General features: G+C 68.8%; 18 protein-coding genes and 1 pseudogene. 11 read left to right on the top strand and 8 right to left on the bottom strand.

Features of this window, described 5'->3' with window-relative positions; all coding sequences use genetic code 11:
- Positions 1-3: 3 nt before the first annotated feature.
- On the bottom strand, positions 4-1,035 hold the full coding sequence (thiS, locus tag ABU113_RS06930; protein WP_454558769.1) for a sulfur carrier protein ThiS: 1,032 nt from the start codon (positions 1,033-1,035) through the stop codon (positions 4-6).
- A gap of 80 nt (positions 1,036-1,115) precedes the next feature.
- Here thiS and aroQ point away from each other — a divergent pair, with 80 nt between their 5' ends.
- The 5 genes from aroQ (at position 1,116) to aat (ending at position 4,860) form a co-directional block, all read left to right on the top strand.
- Positions 1,116-1,559, top strand: coding sequence for a type II 3-dehydroquinate dehydratase (gene aroQ / locus ABU113_RS06925; RefSeq protein WP_454558768.1), 444 nt, complete (start codon positions 1,116-1,118; stop codon positions 1,557-1,559).
- A 67-nt stretch (positions 1,560-1,626) separates the two neighbouring features.
- Positions 1,627-2,094: an acetyl-CoA carboxylase biotin carboxyl carrier protein gene (accB, locus tag ABU113_RS06920; protein WP_454558767.1), complete on the top strand. Its 468-nt coding sequence runs from the start codon at positions 1,627-1,629 to the stop codon at positions 2,092-2,094.
- A gap of 5 nt (positions 2,095-2,099) precedes the next feature.
- On the top strand, positions 2,100-3,443 hold the full coding sequence (gene accC, locus ABU113_RS06915) for an acetyl-CoA carboxylase biotin carboxylase subunit (RefSeq protein ID WP_454558766.1): 1,344 nt from the start codon (positions 2,100-2,102) through the stop codon (positions 3,441-3,443).
- A 94-nt stretch (positions 3,444-3,537) separates the two neighbouring features.
- The gene (locus tag ABU113_RS06910; RefSeq protein WP_454558765.1) at positions 3,538-3,987 is read left to right on the top strand and encodes a DUF6491 family protein; all 450 of its coding nucleotides are present in this window, start codon (positions 3,538-3,540) and stop codon (positions 3,985-3,987) included.
- Between the two features lie 66 nt (positions 3,988-4,053).
- Positions 4,054-4,860 (top strand): leucyl/phenylalanyl-tRNA--protein transferase, encoded by an 807-nt coding sequence (gene aat / locus ABU113_RS06905; protein ID WP_454558764.1) that lies wholly within the window; start codon positions 4,054-4,056, stop codon positions 4,858-4,860.
- A gap of 35 nt (positions 4,861-4,895) precedes the next feature.
- On the opposite strand, the pseudogene ABU113_RS06900 reads toward aat, so the two are convergent.
- From ABU113_RS06900 to ABU113_RS06875, 6 genes and pseudogenes are all read right to left on the bottom strand, one after another.
- Positions 4,896-5,102, bottom strand: a pseudogene (locus ABU113_RS06900) (DUF2155 domain-containing protein); the annotation flags it as partial.
- Positions 5,103-5,311: 209 nt separating this feature from the next.
- Complete coding sequence (mlaD, locus tag ABU113_RS06895) at positions 5,312-5,809, bottom strand: outer membrane lipid asymmetry maintenance protein MlaD (protein ID WP_454558763.1); 498 nt, start codon at positions 5,807-5,809, stop codon at positions 5,312-5,314.
- 29 nt (positions 5,810-5,838) lie between these two features.
- Positions 5,839-6,219 carry an NADH:ubiquinone oxidoreductase subunit NDUFA12 gene (locus ABU113_RS06890; RefSeq protein ID WP_454558762.1) on the bottom strand — a complete coding sequence of 127 codons (381 nt, stop codon included), beginning with the start codon at positions 6,217-6,219 and terminating at the stop codon, positions 5,839-5,841.
- A 92-nt stretch (positions 6,220-6,311) separates the two neighbouring features.
- On the bottom strand, positions 6,312-6,971 hold the full coding sequence (gene bioD, locus ABU113_RS06885; RefSeq protein ID WP_454558761.1) for a dethiobiotin synthase: 660 nt from the start codon (positions 6,969-6,971) through the stop codon (positions 6,312-6,314).
- The gene (gene bioF / locus ABU113_RS06880; RefSeq protein WP_454558760.1) at positions 6,968-8,128 is read right to left on the bottom strand and encodes an 8-amino-7-oxononanoate synthase; all 1,161 of its coding nucleotides are present in this window, start codon (positions 8,126-8,128) and stop codon (positions 6,968-6,970) included. The genes bioD and bioF overlap by 4 nt, the downstream gene beginning before the upstream one ends.
- Positions 8,125-9,420, bottom strand: a complete 1,296-nt coding sequence (locus tag ABU113_RS06875) for an adenosylmethionine--8-amino-7-oxononanoate transaminase (RefSeq protein WP_454558759.1) — start codon at positions 9,418-9,420, stop codon at positions 8,125-8,127. Before ABU113_RS06875 ends, bioF begins: the two co-directional genes overlap by 4 nt.
- Before the next feature lie 220 nt (positions 9,421-9,640).
- Between ABU113_RS06875 and ABU113_RS06870 the strand changes: the two genes are divergently transcribed.
- Both ABU113_RS06870 and ABU113_RS06865 read left to right on the top strand, forming a co-directional pair.
- Positions 9,641-13,318, top strand: a complete 3,678-nt coding sequence (locus ABU113_RS06870) for a vitamin B12-dependent ribonucleotide reductase (RefSeq protein WP_454558758.1) — start codon at positions 9,641-9,643, stop codon at positions 13,316-13,318.
- Between the two features lie 274 nt (positions 13,319-13,592).
- Positions 13,593-15,353, top strand: coding sequence for an EAL domain-containing protein (locus ABU113_RS06865; protein ID WP_454558757.1), 1,761 nt, complete (start codon positions 13,593-13,595; stop codon positions 15,351-15,353).
- A 92-nt stretch (positions 15,354-15,445) separates the two neighbouring features.
- Here ABU113_RS06865 and phaR read toward each other — a convergent pair whose 3' ends face one another.
- Positions 15,446-16,075: a polyhydroxyalkanoate synthesis repressor PhaR gene (gene phaR, locus ABU113_RS06860; RefSeq protein ID WP_454558756.1), complete on the bottom strand. Its 630-nt coding sequence runs from the start codon at positions 16,073-16,075 to the stop codon at positions 15,446-15,448.
- 114 nt (positions 16,076-16,189) lie between these two features.
- Here phaR and ABU113_RS06855 point away from each other — a divergent pair, with 114 nt between their 5' ends.
- From ABU113_RS06855 to ABU113_RS06840, 4 genes are all read left to right on the top strand, one after another.
- Complete coding sequence (locus ABU113_RS06855; protein WP_454558755.1) at positions 16,190-17,284, top strand: alpha/beta fold hydrolase; 1,095 nt, start codon at positions 16,190-16,192, stop codon at positions 17,282-17,284.
- Positions 17,285-17,399: 115 nt separating this feature from the next.
- Entirely contained in the window at positions 17,400-18,572 is a 1,173-nt protein-coding gene (locus tag ABU113_RS06850; protein ID WP_454558754.1) for an acetyl-CoA C-acetyltransferase, read from the top strand.
- Between the two features lie 47 nt (positions 18,573-18,619).
- Positions 18,620-19,195 carry a hypothetical protein gene (locus ABU113_RS06845; protein ID WP_454558753.1) on the top strand — a complete coding sequence of 192 codons (576 nt, stop codon included), beginning with the start codon at positions 18,620-18,622 and terminating at the stop codon, positions 19,193-19,195.
- A 63-nt stretch (positions 19,196-19,258) separates the two neighbouring features.
- A complete protein-coding gene (locus ABU113_RS06840) occupies positions 19,259-19,951 on the top strand; it encodes a class I SAM-dependent methyltransferase (protein WP_454558752.1) in 693 nt (230 codons plus the stop codon).
- Positions 19,952-19,981 lie beyond the last annotated feature (30 nt).

Genomic DNA, 19,981 nt, shown 5'->3' with positions numbered 1-19,981 from the left:
CCGTCAGATCAGGCCGGCGAGCGGACTCGACGGGTCGGCGTAGCGCTTTTTCGGCATCCGGCCGGCCAGATAGGCCAGCCGACCGGCCTCGACGGCAAGTTTCATCGCCCGGGCCATGGCAACGGGGTCGCGGGCTTCCGCGATGGCGGTGTTCATCAGCACCGCGTCACAGCCCAGCTCCATCGCCACCGCCGCGTCAGATGCGGTGCCGACGCCGGCGTCCACCAGCACCGGCACCGGCGCCGCCTCGACGATCAGGCGGATCATCACCGGGTTCTGCAGGCCAAGCCCCGAGCCGATCGGCGCCCCCAGCGGCATGATGGCGCAGGCGCCGGCATCCACCAGCCGCTTGGCCATGATCGGATCGTCGGCGCAGTAGACCATGACGTCGAAGCCGTCCTTGACCAGCACCTTGGTCGCTTCCAGCGTTTCCACCATGTCGGGGTAGAGCGTCTTCTGCTCGCCCAGCACTTCCAGCTTGACCAGGTTCCAGCCGCCCGCCTCGCGGGCCAGTCGCAGCGTGCGGATGGCGTCGGCGGCGGTGTAGCAGCCGGCGGTGTTGGGCAGATAGGTGTAGCGTTTGGGGTCGAGATAATCGGTCAGCAGCGGCTGCGAGCGGTCCGAGACATTGACCCGACGCACCGCCACCGTGACCATCTCGGCGCCCGAGGCCTCCACCGCCGCGGCGGTCTGGGCGAAATCCTTGTACTTGCCGGTGCCGACAATCAGGCGGGAGGCGAACGTGCGGCCGGCGACGCTCCAGCTGTCGGCCGCCGTCCCGGGGGCCGCCGGGCCATGATCGCCACCGCCCACGAAGTGGACGATCTCGAAGCTGTCCCCGGCCGCTACCGGCACCTCGGCGTAGGTGGACTTGGGCACGATCTCCAGATTGCGCTCGACGGCCACCCTGGTCGGCTCCAGCCCCAGCTCGGCGAGCAGGCCGGCCACCGTCGTTGGTCCGGCCAGCCGGCGGGGTTCACCGTTGACGGTGATCTCGACAGGAAGCGATGCGCTGGGGGCAGTCATGCTGGACATGGGGTTCCACTTGGCCGATTTGCTTGTTGCGTCAGCCTCTCTATAAGGGCGGGACGCCAACCGGGGAAAGACCTGACTGCATGGCCGAACGCCATACCCGCCGCGTGCTCGTGCTGAACGGGCCGAACCTCAACCTGCTGGGCACCCGCGAGCCCGAGGTTTACGGCGCCACCACGCTCGCCGACATTGAACGGATGATGCAGGAGAAGGCCGCAACCCTTTCTCTTTCCATCGAATTCCGTCAGTCAAACCATGAGGGCCAGTTGATCGACTGGCTGCATGAGGCGCGCGGCTGGTGCGAGTCGGTGATCTTCAACCCCGGTGCCTACACCCACACGTCCGTGGCGCTGTACGATGCCATCAAGGCGATTGAACTGCCGGTCATCGAGGTGCATCTGTCCAACCCGCACGCCCGGGAATCATTCCGGCACACATCGTTCGTGTCGCCGGTCGCCCGTGGCGTGATTCAGGGGTTTGGCGCTTTTGGCTATCTCATGGCGCTTGAAGCGGCGGCACAATTCTGATTTCGTCCGCCACCTGTTCACGAGTGATTAAGGAAGAATGATGCCCGAGAAGGGAGCTGCGACCACCATGCAGGTTGATAAGGGTCTTGTCCGCGAGCTGGCGGAACTGCTGAAGGAAACCGACCTCACCGAGATCGAGGTCGTCGACGGCGAACGCCGGGTCCGCGTCGCCCGCCAGGCGACGGTGGCCAACATCGCCGTGCCGGCCCCCATGGCCGTCGCCGGGCCGGCCGCCGCCCCTGTCGCCGCTGCCGCCCCGGTGGCCGCCGAGCCCGCGGCGGACGCCGACATCATGAAGCACCCCGGCGTTGTCGCCTCGCCGATGGTGGGTACCGTCTACATGGCGCCGGAACCCGGCAAGCCGGCCTTCGTCAGCGAGGGCGCCACCGTGAAGGAAGGCGACACCCTGCTGATCATCGAGGCGATGAAGGTGATGAACCCGATCGCCGCGCCGCGCGGCGGTACGGTGAGGAGAATCATCGTCAGCAACGAACAGCCGGTCGAATTCGGCGAACCGTTGCTGGTCATCGAGTGAGCGGCATGATCGAGAAGGTTCTGATCGCCAACCGGGGTGAGATCGCGCTGCGCATCCACCGCGCCTGCCGTGAGATGGGTATCAAGACGGTCGCCGTCCACTCGACCGCCGACGCCGATGCCATGCATGTTCGGCTGGCGGACGAGGCCGTGTGCATCGGGCCGGCGTCCGCCGCCCAGTCCTACCTCAACGTGCCGTCGATCATCGCCGCCGCCGAGATCACCCATGCCGACGCCGTCCACCCTGGCTACGGCTTCCTGTCGGAGAACGCCAAGTTCGCCGAGATCGTGCAGGACCACGGCCTGACCTGGATCGGCCCCAGCCCTGAGCACATCAGAATGATGGGCGACAAGGTGATGGCCAAGAAGACGGCCGCCCAGCTCGGCCTGCCGCTGGTGCCCGGCTCCGACGGTCCGCTGGAGAGCGTCGAGCAAGCCCAGGCGATCGCCGCCGAGATCGGTTACCCGGTGCTGGTCAAGGCCGCCGCCGGCGGTGGCGGGCGCGGCATGAAGGTGATTCCCGGCCCCGACCAGCTGGAATCGCTGATGAGCCAGGCCAAGTCGGAGGCCAAGGCCGCCTTCGGCGACGACACGGTCTACCTTGAGAAGTACCTCGGCAACCCGCGCCACATTGAATACCAGGTGTTCGGCGACTCCCACGGCAATGCCATCCATCTGGGCGAGCGCGACTGCTCGTTGCAGCGGCGCCACCAGAAGGTGCTGGAGGAAGCTCCCTCGCCGGCGCTCAACGCCGCCCAGCGGGCCGAAATGGGTGAGGTCGTCCGCCAGGCGGTGGCGAAACTCGGCTATGTCGGCGCCGGCACCATGGAGTTCCTCTACGAGGACGGCCGCTTCTACTTCATCGAGATGAACACCCGCCTGCAGGTGGAGCATCCGGTGACCGAGATGATCACCGGCATCGACCTGGTGCGCGAGCAGATCCGCGTCGCCTCCGGCCTGCCGCTGTCGGTGAGCCAGGACCAGATCCGTTTCGAGGGCCATGCCATCGAATGCCGCATCAACGCCGAGGATCCCAGGACCTTCGCGCCGTCGCCGGGCACGGTGACCGACTATCACACGCCGGGCGGCCTGCACGTGCGCGTCGATAGCGCGCTCTATGACGGCTACAAGATCCCGCCGCACTACGACAGCCTGATCTCCAAGCTGATCGTCTATGGCCAGAACCGCAACGACTGTCTGATGCGGCTGCGGCGGGCACTGGAGGAATATGTCATCCACGGCCCCAAGACGACCATCCCGCTGCATCAGGCACTGATCGAGAACCCGGACTTCATCAACGGCGACTACTCGATCAAGTGGCTGGAGAAGTGGCTGGCGGATCAGGGCTGAGCCGCAAGCCTGCCTCTGATGTCAGTCATCGCCGGTTCAGCCTGACGGACTATCTTTCCCCACCGGAGGGATAGTCCGTTGGAGGCGGTGGTTCATGAACAACGTCATCATCCATACAGTCGCGCTGCTGGCCGTCGCCGCCACGCCGGCGGCAGCCGCCGACCCGATTCCCGACACCGTCGGGCCGGCGACCCGACCCGCCGCCGAGGCGACACCGGATGCCACGGCCGCACAGGCGGAACAGGTATCCATCCCCTTCGCCAACCACGGCGGCGTGCGCAACTGGAAGGCCATCGACAGCCACGCGCTGCTGATCGAGGGGCCGCGCGGCCAGTGGTACAGAGCCGAGCTGTTCGGTGCCTGCATCGACCTGCCCTATGCCAACGCCATCGGCTTCCTGGTCGAACCGACCGGCGAGCTGGACCGTTACAGCGGCATCGTCGTGCGTGACCAGGTGTGCCGGTTCAAGTCGCTGACCAAGGCTGAAAACCCCTACCGGAAGACCGGCAAGGGAGCGCCCCCGCCCACACCGGACACCCGGTAGCGGCCTGCCCGGCGACGAACGAAATCACCGCGACGCGGCCTCTGATCGCATAGTATGATGACCGGTATGCACGCGCCCGCTTCGCCCTCGCTGACGCCCGAACTGCTGATCCGCGCCTATTCGGCCGGCATCTTCCCGATGGCCGAGCATGGCGACGCCGCCGAGGTCTACTGGGTGGAGCCGCGCTGGCGCGGCGTCATCCCGCTGGAGAACTTCCACCTACCGCGCTCGCTGGCCAAGGTGGTGCGGCAGGACCGCTTCCAGGTGACCGCCGACACCTGTTTCCGCGATGTCATGACAGCCTGCGCCGAACCCAAGCCGGGTCGCGAGGAAACATGGATCAACAACGATATCCTTGATGCCTACACCGCACTGCACCAGCTGGGTTTCGCCCACTCGATTGAGTGCTGGCACGACGGCACACTGGTGGGCGGCCTCTACGGCGTGGCACTGGGGGGCGCGTTCTTTGGCGAGAGCATGTTCAGCCGGGCGACCGATGCCTCCAAGGTGGCGTTGGTACACCTGGTATCGCGGCTACGCCAGGGCGGCTACCAGTTGCTCGACACCCAGTTCTGGACCGAACATCTCAGCCAGTTCGGCACCGAGGAAATTCCGCAAGCCACCTATGTCCGGCGACTGCGTCAGGCGCTCACCGTATCCGCCGATTTCCGGGCGATCGAGGCTTACCCGTTGGGCGGCGGCGTCGCGGTGGCCGATGGCGCGGCGGCCGGTTCCGCCGGGGGTGGCGTCTCGCTGGCGGGAGAAGGCATCTCTGCCGCCGGTGGCGGTGGCGGTGACGGCGCCCGCCAGACCGAAGTCTCGGCGCCCATCTCCGGGAAACTCATCTTGCAGCTCTTGAAGGAGACATCATAAGCCGCGTGATCGAACGGATGCAGCGCCGGCGAACCGGCGAACATCCAGCCCGAGTAGATCCGCCGCACCTCGCCGGTGCGCAGGGTTTCGTCGACCTGCAAGAAGGCCGCCGCCTCCGGTCGCTCCCATGGTGGGGCGGTCTCGCAGGTGCGCACGCGGATGGTCAGCCGGCCGAACGTCACCGCCTCGCCGGGATGGGCCTCGATCTTACGGGTGGCGCCGGTGAGCTTGTCGAGCGTCATCAGCGTGGCGACGCGCGCCGCGACCGGCGTCGGACCCGCCGGATCGGTGGTCGCGGCGGCCGGACGCGTATCAGAGCCGGTCGTCGCGGGTGCCGAAGCCTTTGATGGCGCAGGGCCGGCGCCTGGCGACTGCTGCGCAGCGACGATCGATGTCGCTGAAAGGCCGGCTCCGGCGAACAGGATCGCCAGGCCGGCGGCCCGCCGGCCTGTCACGGCTGGCTCTCCGGCGCCGGCGCCGGAGAGGCGTCGTCCTTCTTGTCGCCGACGCTGTAGATCGCCTGACCGATCAAGCCCATGAGATCGACCGAGCCCTGGGTCTGCTCGATCTCCTCGCCCGGCTTCAGCACATCCATTTCGCCGCCCGGCGACAGGGCGATGTAACTGTCGCCCAACAACCCTTCCGAGGCAATCTTGGCCACCGTGTCGACCGGCAGCTCCACACCCTTGCGGACAGTGAACCGGACACGTGCCTGGAATGTCTGGGGATCAAGTTCCTGCGCGACCACGGCACCGACCTTGATTCCCGACACCCGCACGTCGGTGCCCACATTGATTCCGACCGCGCTGGGGAACCGGGCAACCAGCTGATAGCCGCCACTGCCCTGCCCCATCTCGGTGCGGGTGTAGGCGTAGCCGACAAACAACGCCGCCACGATCAGCACGACCGCACCGATCAGGGCCTCGACGAAATTTTCCTTCAGCTGCACGTCCGGTGCTCCCGCGCCACGCCGGCCCGCTATTCCGGCCGCCAGGCTTCGTAATCGCCGGTCGCCGGCGCTCGGTGGCCGCCCGCCGCCAGCGCGCCAGGCGGCACATAGGCGCCCGATGTGCCGGTCATGTTCGGATGGTGCGGCGCTTCCCACGGCTTCACCACCGGCGGCTTCTCGCTCGGCGGCGCGTCGACGGTGTGGTGCAGCCAGGCGTGCCACTCGGGGGGAATGCGACTGGCCTCGACCTCGCCGTTGTAGATCACCCAGCGCCTGGGGCCCTTGCGATCGCGGTAATAGAGATTGCCCCCGGCGTCCTCGCCGACGCATTCGCCACGGCGCCTGGTGAACAGCCACGTGCCCCAGGTCTGGCCATGCCACCAGGTGAACGTCCGTAGAAACAGGCCCATCGCGGTCCTCGGCAATCATGAAAAACGATCTGTAGCGGGCTTTAGCGGCTAGCGTCGCGCTCGTCCAGTCCAACCACGGCCGAACGCCCTGGTCAATCGGTCACAAGCTCGGCAAGGTCGGGCACCGGCGCGGCGCGCGGCACGATGCGGATCGGCGCCGTGGTGAAGCGGGCCAGAGCCGCTGCCGTCTCCGCCAGCCCGACGGTGGCGCCAGCGGTCTCGTTGACGATGATGCCCGCCAGCGGCACACCCCGGCTCTCCAGCGCCAGCAGCGCGGTCAGCGTATGGCTGAGCGTGCCGAGATAGCTGCCGGTCACCAGTAGCGCCGGGCATTGCAGCGCCACCAGCCAGTCGAGCACCGTCAGCCGGCCGGCCAGCGGCACCATGACGCCACCGACGCCCTCGATCAACAGGATGTCGCGGGCGCGCGCCATGCGGGCCCGGCAGTGGGCGACCACCGCCTCGTAGGGCAGCGTCGTGCCCTCCTGTGCCGCCGCCATGTCGGGCGACAGCGGTGCCCGGTAGCGCCACGGCGTGATGGCATCCAGCGTCTCGGCCGTCACCGGCTCGCCCAGCGCGTCGAGCAGCACGGCGGCGTCGCTGCCGGCCGGGGCCGCCGGATCGTAGCCGCTGAGCACCGGCTTCAGCGCCTCGACGCTGCGGCCGCGGGCGCGCAGCTGGCGGATCAGCGCCGCCGAGACATAGGTCTTGCCGATGTCGGTGCCGGTCGCGGTGACGAACAGCGTGCTCACGCCGCCGCCTCCAGCACCGTGGCGACACCGGCCGCCAGCCGGCGGATGTCCGCTTCCTCATGGCAGGCGGTGAAAGTGAGCCGCAGCCGGGCGGTACCCGCCGGCACGGTCGGCGGACGGATGGCCGACACCAGGAAACCCTCGGCCTCCAGCTTGCGGCTGGCCTCCAGCGCCCGCGTCTCGGCGCCGAGGATGATCGGCACGATCGGGCTTTCCGGCGCCGGCAGACCGAGCAGGTCGCAGAACAGCCGGGCGTTGGCCAGCGGCCGGGCGCAATAGTCCGGCTCGTTCTCGATGATGTCGAGCGCCGCCAGCGAGGCGGCGACAACGCCCGGCGGCAGGCCGGTGGAATAGACCATCGACCAGGCGCGGGTCTTCATCAGGTCGATCACCGGCCGGTCGGCGCACAGATAGCCGCCGTAGCTGCCGACCGCCTTCGACAGCGTGCCCATCTGCAGCGGCACCTCCACCTTGTCGCCGAAGGCGAAACTCGACCCCCGGCCGCCGCCGACCACGCCGATGCCGTGGGCATCGTCGGTGAGCAGCCAGGCGTCGTGGCGCTCGGCCAGCGCCAGCAGCGCCGGCACCGGGGCCAGGTCGCCGTCCATGCTGAACACGCCATCGGTGAGGATCAGGCAATGGCGATGCGTCTCACGCAGTTCCTGAAGCAAAGTCTCCAGGTGCTGGAGATCGTTGTGCCTGAACTGGTGATACGCCGCCCCGGACAACCGGCTGCCGGCGATCATGCAGTTGTGGATCAGCGCGTCGGCGAGGATGACGTCCTGCTTGCCCACCAGCGTCGGGATGATGCCGATATTGGCCAGATAGCCCGAGCCGAAGACGATGCAGTCTTCCGCCCCCTTGAGCGCCGCCAGCCGCGCCTCCAGCTCGCCCAGCAGCGGATAGTTGCCGGTGATCAGCCGCGAGCCGCCCGAGCCGGTGCCGTAGCGGGCGGTGGCGGCGTTGGCGGCGGCGATCACCCGCGGGTCCTGGCTGAGATTGAGATAGTCGTTGCAGCAGAAGGAGATCATCCGCCGACCGTCGCGCACGATGACACTGCCACCGTCGCGCGGGCTGTCCTTCAGCCAGCGGCGCAGGTTGCGCGCTTCGAGATCGGCCAGCTTGTCGGCCGCCAGCGCTGTCAGGGACGCACTCATTCTGGATCCTTTCCGAAACGCCGCGACCACTCGCCGGTCACCGCCAGCATGGCGTCGGTGAGCCGCGCCAGCTCGTCGGCGGCGATGGTCAGCGGCGGCGTGGTGTAAAGAATGTCGCCGAACGGCCGCAGCCAGACGCCATGGTCGATCAGCCGCTGCTTCAGCCATTCCGCGTCGCCCAGCCGGGTCAGCTGGATGACGCCGATAGCGCCCAGCGTCCGCACGTCGACGACGCCCGGCAGGTCGCGCGCCGGCGCCAGCGCCGTGGCGAGCTGCGCCGCGATCGTGCGCGCCTGGTCCAGCCGGGGCTCCTGCTCGAACAGATCGAGCGAGGCGTTGGCGGCGGCGCAGGCCAGCGCGTTGCCCATGTAGGTGGGGCCGTGCATCAGCGCGCGGGCCGGATCGTCGCTCCAGAACGCCTCGAACACGTGCCGGCGGGCGACCGTGGCGGCCAGCGGCAGGGTGCCGCCGGTCAGCGCCTTCGACAGGGTGAGGATATCCGGCAGCACACCGGCGGCCTCCGCCGCGAACAGCGCCAGGCCGGTGCGGGCGAAGCCGACGAAGATCTCGTCGAAGATCAGCAGCACGCCATGGCGGTCGCAGGCGGCGCGCAAGCGGCGCAGCACCTCGGCGTCATGAAAGCGCATGCCGCCGGCGCCCTGCACCAGCGGCTCCACCAGCACGGCGGCGATCTCTCCGCCCTGATCCGCCAGCACGGCCTCCAGCGCGGCGGCCGAGGCGTCATCGCGCGGCAGGTCGACGACGATCTGGTCCGGCACCACACCGGCGAACAGGCTGTGCATCCCCTCGTCGGGGTCGCACACGCTCATGGTGGCGAAGGTGTCGCCATGGTAGCCGGCGCGGAAGCTGAGGAAGCGGGTGCGCCGCTCGCCGCGGTTCAGCCAGTACTGCACCGCCATCTTCATGGCGATCTCCACCGACACCGAACCGGATTCGCTGAAGAACACATGGCCGAGGTCGCCCGGCAGCAGGCGCGCCAGCCGCGCCGCCAGGGTGCTCGCCGGCTCGTGCACCAGCCCGCCCAGCATGACGTGCGGCAGCCGGTCGAGCTGGTCCGCCACCGCCGCCGCGATGTGCGGGTGGCGATAGCCGTGGGCGACGGTCCACCACGAGGCGATGCCATCCACCAGTTCGCGGCCATCGGCCAGCTGCAGCCGGCAACCCTGGGCCGACACCACCGGCAGCGGCGCCAGTGCGGTCTTCATCTGCGTATAGGGCCGCCATAGATGGGCCTGTCCCTCGCCCAGCCAGGCCGGCACGCCGTGATTCATGATCCGCATCCCCTCTGGCGGTACTGACGACCGCGCGAAGGGCGCTTACCGGCCCCCACCCCCCCTGTCCAGCCCGGCCGGCAGGGCACCGGCCGCAACCACCCACATGTGGGAGGCCGTTACGCCGCAGCTTCTATATCTTGATTTACCATGACCCGGCGCGCAGACTGGTCGAGTCACTTGTCACCGAGTCCTGTCGTCGCGTCTGAGGGGGAGAACCATGCGGATCACCCGGCGGTTCACTGTTGCTGGTCAGTCGCCTTACGAAGGCATCGCCTTTCGCCAGGCCACGTCGGAGATTCGCAATCCCGACGGCTCGGTGGTGTTCGCCGCCGAGTCGCTGGACGTGCCGGCGGCGTGGAGCCAGGTGGCGGTGGACGTGCTGGCCCAGAAGTATCTGCGCAAGGCCGGCGTGCCGGCCCGGCTGAAGGCCGTCGATGAGCCGTCGATGCCGGCGTGGCTGGCCCGACGGGCGGCCGACTCCGACGCGCTGGCGGCGCTGCCGGAACCCGAGCGGTTCGGCGCCGAGACCTCGGCCCGGCAGGTGTTCGGCCGGCTGGCCGGCACCTGGACCTACTGGGGCTGGAAGGGCGGCTACTTCGACAGCGAGGCCGACGCGCTGAGCTTCCACGACGAGCTGTGCTTCATGCTGGCCAGCCAGATGGCCGCCCCCAACAGCCCGCAGTGGTTCAACACCGGCCTGCACTGGGCCTATGGCATCGACGGCCCGGCCCAGGGGCATTTCCATGTCGACCCGGTCTCCGGCGAGGCCCTGCCCTCCGCCAGCGCCTACGAACGGCCGCAGCCGCACGCCTGCTTCATCCAGTCGGTGACCGACGATCTGGTCAACGAGGGCGGCATCATGGACCTGTGGGTGCGCGAGGCCCGGCTGTTCAAATACGGCTCCGGCACCGGCACCAACTTCTCCACCCTGCGCGGCGAGAACGAGCGGCTGTCGGGCGGCGGCAAGTCGTCGGGGCTGATGAGCTTCCTCAGGATCGGCGACCGCGCCGCCGGCGCCATCAAGTCGGGCGGCACCACCCGGCGGGCGGCCAAGATGGTGATCGTCGACATCGACCACCCGGACATCGAGGCCTACATCGACTGGAAGATGGTCGAGGAGCAGAAGGTCGCCGCCCTGGTGGCCGGCTCGCGGCTGCTGGAGCACCACCTCAACGCCGTGCTCGCCGCCTGCCACAGCGGCGGCCTCGACCCGGCGGCCGCCACCGACCCCAGGGCCAACAAGGCGCTGCGCAAGGCGCTGCTGGCCGCCCGGCAGGCGATGATCCCCGACGCCGCGGTGAACAAGGCCATCCAGTTCGCGGCCCAGGGCTACACCCACCTCGACATCCCGGTCTATGACACCGACTGGGACTCCGAGGCCTACGCCACCGTGTCGGGGCAGAACTCCAACAACTCGGTGCGCGTCACCGACGGCTTCATGGCGGCGGTCGCGAACGACGACGACTGGTCGCTGGTGCACCGGCGCGACGGCACCGTCGCCCGCACCGTCAAGGCGCGCGCGCTGTGGGACAAGGTGGCCGAGGCCGCCTGGGCCTGCGCCGACCCCGGCGTGCAGTTCGACACCACCATCAACGACTGGCACACCTGCCCCGCCGGCGGACCGATCCGGGCCTCGAACCCCTGCTCGGAATACATGTTCCTCGACGACACCGCCTGCAACCTGGCCTCGCTCAACCTGATGGCGTTCCGTCAGGCCGACGGCCGGTTCGACGTCGCCGGCTTCGAACATGCCGTCCGGCTGTGGACGATGGTGCTGGAAATCTCGGTGCTGATGGCGCAGTTCCCCAGCCGCCGCATCGCCGAGCTGTCCTACCGCTACCGCACGCTGGGGCTGGGCTACGCCAATCTCGGCGGCCTGCTGATGGCCCTGGGTCTGCCCTATGATTCCGAGGCCGGGCGCGCGCTGGCCGGCGCCATCACCGCGCTGATGACCGGCCGGGCCTACGCCACCTCGGCGGAAATGGCCGGCGAGCTGGGCGCCTTCCCGGCCTATGGCGACAATGCCGAGGCGCTGCTGCGGGTGCTGCGCAACCACCGCCGCGCCGCCTATGGCATCGGCGCCGACTATGAGGGCCTGTCGGTGGCCCCGGTGCCGCTCGACCATGCCCGCTGCCCGGACGCCGACCTGCTGGCCGCCGCCACCCGCGCCTGGGATCTGGCGCTGCAGGCCGCCAGCGAGCATGGCGTGCGCAATGCCCAGGTGTCGGTGATCGCGCCCACCGGCACCATCGGTCTGGTGATGGACTGCGACACCACCGGCATCGAGCCGGATTTCGCGCTGGTGAAGTTCAAGAAACTGGCCGGCGGCGGCTATTTCAAGATCATCAACCGCATCGTGCCGCTGGCGCTGGCGACGCTGGGCTACAGCCCGGCCGAGATCGCCGCCATCGACGCCTATGCGGTGGGCCACGGCACCCTGCCGACCGACGGCGCCCTCACCGAGGCGGCGCTGGCCGCCCGCGGCTTCGGGCCGGACCAGCTGGCGGCGATCCGGGCCGCCCTGCCGCAGGCCTTCGACATCCGCTTCGTGTTCAACCGCTGGACGCTGGGCGACGACTTCTGCCGCACCACCCTGGGCCTCGACGCCGCACAGCTGGCCGACGTGACGTTCGACCTGCTGGCGCATCTGGGCTTTACCCCGGCCGACATCGAGGCCGCCAACACCCATGTCTGCGGCGCCATGACGCTGGAGGGCGCGCCGCACCTGGCGGCGGACCACCTGCCAGTGTTCGACTGCGCGACGCCGTGCGGCAAGCGCGGCACCCGCGCGCTGTCGACCCAGGCGCACCTGCGGATGATGGCCGCCGCCCAGCCGTTCGTCTCCGGCGCCATCTCCAAGACCATCAACATGGCCAACAGCGCCACGGTCGCCGACTGCCGGGACGCCTACGACCTCGCCTGGCGGCTGGGGCTCAAGGCGGTGGCGCTCTACCGCGACGGCTCCAAGCTGTCGCAGCCGCTGGCCTCCGGCCTGCTCGACCCCGCCGACCTCGCCGAGCTGTCCGCCGAGGAACAGCCCGCGGCCGAGAAGGCGCGCGCGGTGGCCGAACGCATCGTCGAGCGCATCGTCGAGAAGGTGGCGGCGCCGGCCCGCCAGCGCCTGCCGCACCGGCGCAAGGGCTACACCCAGAAGGCGGTGGTCGGCGGCCACAAGGTCTATCTGCGCACCGGCGAATATGCCGACGGTCAGCTCGGCGAGATCTTCATCGACATGCACAAGGAAGGCGCCGCCTTCCGCAGCCTGATGAACAACTTCGCCATCGCCGTCTCGATCGGCCTGCAGTACGGCGTGCCGCTGGAGGAGTTCGTCGACGCCTTCACCTTCACCCGCTTCGAGCCCTCCGGCATGGTGGAGGGCAACGACGTCATCAAGATGGCGACCTCGGTGCTCGACTATATCTTCCGCGAGCTGGCCATCTCCTACCTCGGCCGCGACGACCTCGCTCACGTCAAACCCGACGACCTCAAGCCCGACGACGTCGGCGCGCTGGGCCAGCCCCGGGCGCCCCGCGACGACAACGAGACGGCCGCCACGCTCAACCAGGCGGCCTCCACCGGCTATCTGCGCGGCGCCCAGCTCTATGTGGTCAAGCCCGCCCGCAGGGCCACCGGCACGGATGGGCCGGGCGGCGGCGAGCCGGACAACGAAACCACCAGCGGCCCCGGAACCGAGGCCGCGCGCCACGCGCCGGCCGCCGCCGCGCCGATCACCATCGGCATGGCCACCGCCGCCAGCACCGCGCAGCGCCGGGCCGATGCGCGCATGAAGGGCTATGAGGGTGACGCCTGCCCGGAATGCGGCAACTTCACCCTGGTCCGCAACGGCACCTGCCTGAAATGCGACAGCTGCGGCGCGACCACCGGTTGTTCCTGATCCCGCCGTGGGTGCCCTCGTCGCCGACCTGATCGTGCCGCCGGATATCACGCGCCGAGGAACACGACTTATGCGTACATTCGCATCGGCTTTTACTCGCTATTAATCGCCGTCGTGCCATAGCCTGTTCAATACGGGGAAATGCCTGTCCGGTCCGGGCGGGACACGACCTCAAGAAAACTCAACGGGCTGATGTCAGGGCGTGTCTGTAGTGTCGTATCAACAGGTCGGAGACGAGGGGAATGCGCTGACAGCACTGTCGCGCGGCAACCCGATGCCCGTGCCCAGCATGCAGACGATCCTCGATGGCCTGCACGTCGGTGTGCTGCTGTTCCAGCGCAACCCCCACGACCAGATCGTCTGCTACATGGCCAACCGCGCCTATGAGGAGATGTTCGACCTCAAGCGCTTCAGCGCCATCGGCCTGACGCCCGCCGATCTGGCCCAGGGGTGCATGAGCAGCCAGTGCCTGAGCGCGCTGCAGCATTGCTTCGATACCGGCAACGCCGGCTCACTGGAAACGAGCTATCGCGAAGCCCCCTTCGAGCGTCACTTCACCTGCGAGCTGGCCCCGCTGGCCTGGGAGCAGGAGCGCCCCACCCACGTCATGGTGTCAATCACCGACCGGACGCACGAGAAGGCGGCCGACCGGCATCGCCAGCACCTGATATCGCATGACAGCCTCACCGGTCTGCCGAATCGGGTGCTGTTCTCGGAGCGGGTCGAGCAGGCGGTGGCCAACGCCGAACGGGCCGAAGGCCGCGCCGCCGCCGTGCTGGTGCTCAACGTCGATCGCTTCAAGCTGATCAACGAAAGCATGGGCCACGTCTCGGGCGACGAACTGCTGATTTCGCTGGGCCGGCGACTGGTGAGCTGCCTGCGGTCGGGCGACATCCTCGCCCGCCTGTCGAGCGACGAATTCGCCATTCTGTGCGAAGTCGGCCGCATCGAGGATGCCCTGGCGCTGGCGGACAGCATTCACGCGGACCTGCGGGCGCCCTTCATGGTCTCGGGTCAGGAGCTGTTCACCAGCCTGAGCGTCGGCGTGGCGTCCACCAGCACGTCGGGCTTCTATGCCGAGGATCTGATCCGCGATGCCGACTTCGCCATGCACCGGGCGAAAAACCGCGGCGGCGCCCACACGGAGGTCTACCACGGCGACCTCCATCGCCAGGCCCGCAGCCTGTTCCAGCTGGAAACGGACCTGCGCAAGGCGGTCGATCGCGGCGAACTGGAATTGCACTATCAGCCGATCGTCGATCTCCAGAGCGGTGCCCTGATGGGCATGGAGGCGCTGGCCCGCTGGCACCACAAGGAACGCGGCTACGTGTCTCCCGCCGACTTCGTGCCGCTGGCGGAGGAAACCGGGCTGATCATTCCCATCGGTCGCTGGTCGCTGGATGAGGCCTGCCGTCAGCTCGGCGACTGGCGCCGCGCGTTCGGCGACGCTGCCGCGCATCTGCAGATGAGCGTCAACGTGTCCGGCGTACAGTTCGCCCGTGACGATCTGGCGGCGGCGGTCACCGGCGCCCTGCAACGTTCCGGCGTACCCGGTGACCGGCTGAAACTCGAAATCACCGAAAGCGCGATTGTCGAGAACCCCGATCTGGCCAAGGACGTGCTTGACCAGCTCAAGTCGCTCAATGTCGAACTGGCGCTCGACGACTTCGGCACCGGATATTCGAGCTTGAGCTACCTGCAGCGCTTCCCCATCGACGTGATCAAGATCGACCGCTCGTTCATCGCCGACATGCTGGCGATCCAGGATAACTACAAGATCGTCAACGTCATCCTGTCGCTGGCCCGCAACCTCGGCAAGGAGACCGTCGCCGAGGGCATCGAGACCGAAGCCCAGGCCGACACGCTGCGCGCGCTGGGTTGCCAGCTCGGCCAGGGCTACCTGTTTTCCAGGGCGCTCTCGGGCACGGACGCCACCGCCCACATCGGCGCCGCGCTGAAAACCATGAGTCGCCGCCTGGGCGGCCTCACCCTGCCCAGCCGGGTGTCCAAGGTGCGCGGCTCCCTGCGCGGCTGAGCGGCGAAACTAAGACCCCGGCGGCTGAGCGGCGAAACTAAGATCCCCGCGGCTGAGCCGCGATCCGGCGACCCGGTCGCCGGGCAGCGGCCTCAACGCGGCGACATTTTTTCCAGCTTGCTCTGCAACTCGGCCATCTGGGCCTTGAGTTCGGCCAGTTCGTCATTACCGCTCGACGGCGCTGCCTCGGCCGGCTTCTCGCCCGACTTTCCCGGCTTGCCGCCGCGCCCGGTGAACATACCGGTCGCCGCCTCGAACATCGCCATGTTCTGCTTCGCCAGCTGCTCGAACGGCCCAAACGATCCCGGCGTGAAGCTGGCGGGATTGAAGCTGCCCGGGGTGAACGCGCCCTGCCCGAACGCACCTTCCAGCGCCTTGCGGAACTGCTCCTGATTGCGGCGGAACGCCTCCATGCTGGCCTCAAGATACTGCGGCACCATGGACTGCAGATTGTCACCATACATCGAGATCAGCTGCCGCAGGAACGGCACCGGCAGCATGTTCTGCCCCTGCGACTCTTCCTCGACGATGATCTGGGTCAGCACGTTGCGGGTGATGTCGTCGCCGGACTTGGCGTCGACCACTTTGAACTCGCGGTTGTCGCGCACCATCTGCGCCAGATGGTCGAGCGTGATATAGCTTGAGGACTCGGTGTTGTAGAGGCGCCGGTTGGCGTATTTCTTGATGATAACAGGAGGCGTTTGCTGCGCGGTATCAACCATGAAACTCTCTCACCTTATCGTCTTTGTGGTTGTCGTTGTACTTGTGCTGCAGCATAGCATGGAGTTTTGTGCGGTGCCACATAAAGACTTACGCACTACAGCAGGCATGGTGCCATGATTCCCGAACGCGGCCCCCACCCGCTGTCGCACTACCTCAACCACGTCGTGCGGGCGGCGGCCGGCGACCCCGACGGCGCTGCACGGATCGAGCGCTTCCTCACTGCCGTACGCGCCTATCAGCAGCACCCTTACCGGCGGGCGATGGACACACCGCCCGTGGTCGCCCGCCGTGGCACCGCCCGCGTGCTCGACTATGCCCCGCCAGATGATCGGACGAACGGCACCAGGGGGCCGGTAGCCCTGTTCGTGCCGTCGCTGGTCAATCCGCCGTGGGTACTGGATTTGTCGCCCGACAACTCGCTGCTGCGCTGGCTGGCGTGCCAGGGAGTGCGCCCGATGCTGCTGGACTGGGGTGAACCCGGCCCCGATGAGCGCCAGCTCGACCTTGGCGGCTATGTCCGCGAGCGCCTGCTGCCGCTGATCGCCGCGCTGGACGCCCCGGTGACCCTGGTTGGCTATTGCCTCGGCGGCACGCTGACCGTGGCCGCGGCGGCACTCAGTCCGCACGTCGTCCGGCTGGCGACGCTGGCCGCGCCGTGGGCGTTCAGTCTCTATGGCGAGGCGCAGCGGGCCAACCTCGCCAGCTACTGGACCAGCAGCAAGCCGCTGGCCCAGTCGCTGGGCGTGCTGCCGATGGAATCGCTGCAGCTGGCCTTCTGGTCGCTCGACCCCGACCTGATGGAACGCAAGTTCGCCCGCTTCGGCACCCTCGATCCCGCCTCGCCGGAGGCCGAGAACTTCGTGGCGCTGGAGGACTGGGCCAACGCCGGGCCGCCGCTCAGCCTGCCGGCCGCCATCCAGTGCTTCGAGCGCTTCTTCCGCGACGACGACACCGGGCAGGACCGCTGGCGGATCGGTGACACGCCGATCACGCCGGAGGCCCTGCGGCTGCCGTCGCTTGTCATCGTCTCCAACAGCGACCGGCTGGTGCCGCGTCCGGCGGCGGCGGCGCTGGCCGAACGGCTGCCCAGTGCGACGCTGCGCAGCCTTGACGCCGGGCATGTCGGCATGATCGTCGGCACCCGGGCCCGCAGCCTGTTGTGGGAGCCGCTGCGCGACTGGCTGCTGGCGCCGGGCAACGCCAACTGAGGGCACCATGGCGCCGCATGGACGAGCTGACTTGGATTCGTCGCGCAACGGCCTTATGCTGCACCGCACATAAGAACAACAGCCATCCGAGAGAGTTCAACCCGAGGAATTTGCCATGACCGGAGTCGTGATCGCCGCCGCCGCCCGTACCGCCGTAGGATCGTTCAATGGCGCCTTCGCCAGCGTGCCGGCCCACAAGCTGGGCGCCAGCGTGATCGGCGCCGTGCTGGCGCGCGCCGGCGTCGAGGCGCCGGCCGTCAACGAAGTCATCCTCGGCCAGGTGCTGACCGCCGGTCAGGGCCAGAACCCGGCCCGCCAGGCCGCCATTGCCGCCGGACTGGCGATCGAGACGCCAGCCTGGCTGGTCAATCAGGTGTGCGGCTCGGGCCTGCGCTCGGTGGCGCTGGGCATGCAGTCGATCGCCAACGGCGACGCCGACATCATCATCGCCGGCGGCCAGGAGAGCATGAGCCTCGCCCCGCACACCGCCCACCTGCGCGCCGGCCAGAAGATGGGCGACCTGAACTTCGTCGACACGATGATCAAGGACGGCCTGTGGGATGCCTTCAATGGCTACCACATGGGCGTCACCGCCGAGAACATCGCCGAGAAGTGGCAGATTGGCCGCGACGCGCAGGACGCCTTCGCGGTCGCCTCGCAGAACAAGGCGGAAGCCGCCCGTAAGGCCGGCAGGTTCAAGGACGAGATCGTCCCGGTCACGCTGAGCACCCGCAAGGGCGATGTGGTGGTCGACACCGACGAATATATCCGTGATGGCGCCACCATCGAGGCAATGAGGGCGCTCAAGCCGGCATTCAAGAAGGATGGCACCGTCACCGCCGCCAATGCCTCCGGCCTCAACGATGGCGCAGCGGCCGTGCTGCTGATGAGCGAGGCCGAAGCCGCCCGCCGCGGCGCCACGGTGCTGGCCCGCGTCGCCTCCTGGGCATCGGCCGGCGTCGATCCGTCGATCATGGGCATCGGCCCGGTGCCGGCCTCGCGCAAGGCACTGGAGAAGGCCGGCTGGTCGCTGGCCGACCTCGACCTGATCGAGGCCAACGAGGCCTTCGCCGCCCAGGCGCTGGCGGTCGGCCAGGAGCTGGGCTGGGACGCCAGCAAGGTCAACGTCAACGGTGGTGCGATCGCCATCGGCCACCCGATCGGCGCCTCCGGCACACGGATTCTGGTGACCCTGCTGCACGAAATGGCCCGCCGCGACGCCAAGAAGGGCCTGGCGACGCTGTGCATCGGCGGCGGCATGGGCATCGCGGTCTGCGTCGAACGGTGAGTACGGCCGCCGCCCCGGCGCCGACGGCGACCGGTTCTTCCGACACCATGAGTGCCGACGCCATTCTGTGGCAGGCGACGCCCGACGCCAGCCTCGCGACCTTCGAGGTCATGCTGGGCAGCATGGACCGTGCGACCATGCGCAAGGCGGCGCTGCTGATGCCGCTGGGCGTCGTCGCCATCACCGCCCTGGTGGCGCTTGCGGGCATGCTGCTGCTGGCGAGCGCCGGCGCCGACTGGCGCGACGGTTCGGCACTGCTGATGATCGCCGGCACCGGCTTCGTGACCGGCATTCTCGTCATGGGCCTGCTGGCACTGCCGATCCTGCGCCGGCTGAGCCCGCCGCTGGTCTATGTGCTCACTGCCGACCGTATCGGCCACCGGCTGGGGGCTGGCGGCACGTGGGACGATTTCGCCTGGCTGGCCGAGGTGCAGGGCATCCAGCGCTGGACCAGCCCCGGCGGCTTTCGCGGCTACGATGTGGCCCAGTCCCGCCAGCACCCCGAGATGGGCCTGGTCAGTCGGGTGTTCCAGCTGCCGGGCCTGCACGAGGCGGATGCCGACGCGCTGGAGGCGGCGCTGGCCGGACTGGGCTGGCAGGTCGCCGATCGCCCGGCCACATGATCCGGTCGGCAACGGCCGGCACGGGCTCTTGGCCGGCCCCGCCGCGCTGTCTAGCATGACGCCATGCGTCCCACCGCCGAGGATCTGATCGCCTTCTATACCAGCCCGCTGGGGCTGCGGGTGGCGCGCGAGGTCCGCCGCGCCATGACACCGCTGCTGCGCCAGCGAACCACCGACCGCGTGCTCGGGCTGGGTTTCTGCCCGCCGTTTCTCGCCGGACTGGAATCCCGTGTCGAGCGGCTGGCAATGGCGATGCCGGCCCGTCAGGGCGCCTGTGTCTGGCCGCGCGACGGCGACAATCGCAGCGTGCTGGTGGACGAGCTCGCCCTGCCGTTCGCCGATGCGCTGTTCGACCAGGTGGTGCTGGTGCATGCGCTGGAGTTCGTCGATCCCGCCCGCCGCCTGCTGCGCGAGGTCTGGCGGGTGCTGGCGCCCGGCGGCACGCTGCTGGTGGTGGCGGCCAACCGGGCCGGGCTATGGACCCACTTCGAGGCAACACCGTTCGGCAACGGCCGGCCCTTCGGCCGCGCCCAGCTCCGCCAGCTGCTGGAGACCGGTCTGTTTGCCCCGCGCGACTGGACCCCGGCGCTGGTGATGCCGCCCTACCGCTGGCTGATGCCGCTGGAACGGCTGGCGGCGCGCGCCACCCCGGGATTGGGCGGCATCCATGTGGTGCTCGCCGACAAGACCGACGGCCCGCTGCCGGTTCGCGGCAGCCCGCTGGCGATCCACCGCCCCGCCTTTGGCACGATCTGACACCCGTCGTCCGCGCGCCGTCGGGGCACG

Origin of the sequence: Parapedomonas caeni, assembly GCF_041060555.1 — a bacterium.
Lineage (GTDB): Bacteria > Pseudomonadota > Alphaproteobacteria > Sphingomonadales > Sphingomonadaceae > CAUJIW01.
Note: the sequence above shows the minus strand (reverse complement) of the source record. Positions and strands in the feature narration are given on the sequence as shown.

What these genes read in the sequence shown, in the direction of transcription:
- thiS (WP_454558769.1), bottom strand. Translation starts at nt 1,035, where the DNA reads ATGTCCAGCATGACTGCCCCCAGCGCATCGCTTCCTGTCGAGATCACC.
- accC (WP_454558766.1), top strand. Translation starts at nt 2,100, where the DNA reads ATGATCGAGAAGGTTCTGATCGCCAACCGGGGTGAGATCGCGCTGCGC.
- ABU113_RS06865 (WP_454558757.1), top strand. Translation starts at nt 13,593, where the DNA reads ATGCCCGTGCCCAGCATGCAGACGATCCTCGATGGCCTGCACGTCGGT.
- accB (WP_454558767.1), top strand. Translation starts at nt 1,627, where the DNA reads ATGCAGGTTGATAAGGGTCTTGTCCGCGAGCTGGCGGAACTGCTGAAG.
- ABU113_RS06850 (WP_454558754.1), top strand. Translation starts at nt 17,400, where the DNA reads ATGACCGGAGTCGTGATCGCCGCCGCCGCCCGTACCGCCGTAGGATCG.
- phaR (WP_454558756.1), bottom strand. Translation starts at nt 16,075, where the DNA reads ATGGTTGATACCGCGCAGCAAACGCCTCCTGTTATCATCAAGAAATAC.
- ABU113_RS06845 (WP_454558753.1), top strand. Translation starts at nt 18,620, where the DNA reads ATGAGTGCCGACGCCATTCTGTGGCAGGCGACGCCCGACGCCAGCCTC.
- aroQ (WP_454558768.1), top strand. Translation starts at nt 1,116, where the DNA reads ATGGCCGAACGCCATACCCGCCGCGTGCTCGTGCTGAACGGGCCGAAC.
- ABU113_RS06870 (WP_454558758.1), top strand. Translation starts at nt 9,641, where the DNA reads ATGCGGATCACCCGGCGGTTCACTGTTGCTGGTCAGTCGCCTTACGAA.
- aat (WP_454558764.1), top strand. Translation starts at nt 4,054, where the DNA reads ATGCACGCGCCCGCTTCGCCCTCGCTGACGCCCGAACTGCTGATCCGC.
- ABU113_RS06875 (WP_454558759.1), bottom strand. Translation starts at nt 9,420, where the DNA reads ATGAATCACGGCGTGCCGGCCTGGCTGGGCGAGGGACAGGCCCATCTA.
- ABU113_RS06890 (WP_454558762.1), bottom strand. Translation starts at nt 6,219, where the DNA reads ATGGGCCTGTTTCTACGGACGTTCACCTGGTGGCATGGCCAGACCTGG.
- ABU113_RS06840 (WP_454558752.1), top strand. Translation starts at nt 19,259, where the DNA reads ATGCGTCCCACCGCCGAGGATCTGATCGCCTTCTATACCAGCCCGCTG.
- bioF (WP_454558760.1), bottom strand. Translation starts at nt 8,128, where the DNA reads ATGAGTGCGTCCCTGACAGCGCTGGCGGCCGACAAGCTGGCCGATCTC.
- ABU113_RS06910 (WP_454558765.1), top strand. Translation starts at nt 3,538, where the DNA reads ATGAACAACGTCATCATCCATACAGTCGCGCTGCTGGCCGTCGCCGCC.
- ABU113_RS06855 (WP_454558755.1), top strand. Translation starts at nt 16,190, where the DNA reads ATGATTCCCGAACGCGGCCCCCACCCGCTGTCGCACTACCTCAACCAC.